The 1,900-nt window shown below is 28.3% G+C and carries 3 protein-coding genes; 1 reads left to right on the forward strand and 2 read right to left on the reverse strand.

Going from position 1 to position 1,900, the window contains the following annotated elements:
• The coding region (locus WJW32_RS12400) for an S-layer homology domain-containing protein (protein ID WP_340258787.1) at nucleotides 1-490 on the reverse strand (490 nt) is incomplete at its 3' end.
• 215 nt (nucleotides 491-705) lie between these two features.
• Here WJW32_RS12400 and WJW32_RS12405 point away from each other — a divergent pair.
• Entirely contained in the window at nucleotides 706-1,137 is a 432-nt protein-coding gene (locus WJW32_RS12405; RefSeq protein ID WP_340258789.1) for a hypothetical protein, read from the forward strand.
• 221 nt (nucleotides 1,138-1,358) lie between these two features.
• Here the strand turns inward: WJW32_RS12405 and WJW32_RS12410 are convergent.
• Nucleotides 1,359-1,900: hypothetical protein (locus WJW32_RS12410; RefSeq protein WP_340258791.1), on the reverse strand; the 542-nt coding region annotated here is incomplete at its 5' end.

Raw genomic sequence — 1,900 nt, forward strand, 5'->3', positions numbered from 1 at the left:
AGTTTATTCCGTCTTTTGCCCAAGAACTTACTTTATTCATATCACTAAAAGTTGCACTCTTTTTAGGAGTTGTATCTTTTCCTAATTCTTGAAGTTCTCTTTTTATCATAGTTGCTATAGCTTCTCTAGTTATCTTATCTCTTGGGTTGAAAGTTACAGGAGATGTTCCATTAACGATTCCCTCATTATACGCTACTGCCACGTAAGGGTTGTCTGTGTCAAGAAAAGGCTCTTTTGAATCTTTCTCTATTAACTCTTCCACGCTTACTTGTTTTGCCTTAGCATATAATAAAACTGCAAGTTCTGCAAATTCCTCTCTAGTTATCATATCTTGGAATTGACTTTCGTCTACCAAGTTAGCATTTACTAGTTTATTGTTTTTCATATCCTCAACATCTTGTTTCGCCCAATCCGATGGCATCGCCCATGCATTTATTGAAAAACAAAATAGCATACTTATTAAGAAAATCATTGTAATTAATTTTTTCATAATACACCTCCATATATAAGATTCATTTAGCATTATATTATTATTATAGATAAAATGTATATTATTTACAATATCCATATGTCACTTTTAAATATTGAAGAATATGAATTTAATGTTTTTACATTATAAAAAAATACATATAGACAATACTATAAAAAGAATAAAAATTATAATTTAAATTTATTCTTAAAATTTATATAATAAGGTGATATGCAATGTATTTAGTAGAATTTATTTTAAGAAATGATACAAAAAACTATGGAAAAACCAATTTAAATCACTACAATATTATAATAGAAGAGGGAATAAAGATTTTTAATAACCATGTTTCTAGAAGTTATGATAAATCAACTCTACAATTAGTAGACATACACGAGAAAAGCTTTATAATTAGTGTTGATTCTAATTCTATACTCAATCCTAACACTAGATCATTTTCCACTAGAATAGGTTCTCTTTCTAGATATTTAAGAGCTTTAGGAATGGAAGAATTATTAAGCCCACATAACAAACTATTTAATTTAAATATTATAGAAAAAAATAAAAAAGAAAAACCAAACAAAAAAAATATCTACATAGATTACTCAAGTCAATCAATAATGATACCTAAAGAGCTTACCGAAAATTTATCTATTCATTTTTATTAAGAATACATATTAATTATTTTAAACGAATTATTTTTGTATAAAAATAATACATATTTTAATCTTATTTAATATGTAAAAACTAACTTTGTACATGATTTTTCACGCTTACAATATATTCCATATATGTAGTGGTGTTATTCTATTTTCTCCTTTGTTCGTCTATTTATAGTACGGGGATAAGTACATCTACCCCGTACATATATTTATTATTTAGTTTTCAACTACTTCTTTTCAATTACTTCGAAACACAAATCATTTTCTCCTCTTATTTCTATGATGTAACCATTTCCCATGTTATGAGTATAATTCATTGGTGAATCAGTGTTAGGGTCTGACTCAGGTGAACTCCATCCATGTAAATCTTTTTTAGTGGGATGTTCTAAGTACATGTCTTTGAATTGTTTTAACACATAATCTTTTCCTGACTTATTTATCATACTTGGCTTACTGTCAAGTAATCCGATTAATAATTCTTTTTGTTTATCAACGTCTGACATATCGCATGCAACACGTACATGTAAATAGTAAGCCTTGCCTGGTCCTGCTACCTCTGCATAAACATTTCTATAATCCTTTGGTATAGCGAATCCGTCTTGGTAATTATATTCATCAGAAGATGCAGGTATCTTTTCGGGTTTAGTTGGTTTTCTAAATTCGTCCATCCATCCATTATTTTTAGCTATTCTGCTCATCATAACGATTGCTTGTTCTCTTGTAGTGTTTTGTTTAGGAGCTACTAAGTTGTTTCCTACTCCGTTAATTA

Source organism: Tepidibacter sp. Z1-5, assembly GCF_037844525.1.
Lineage (GTDB): Bacteria > Bacillota > Clostridia > Peptostreptococcales > Peptostreptococcaceae > Tepidibacter_A.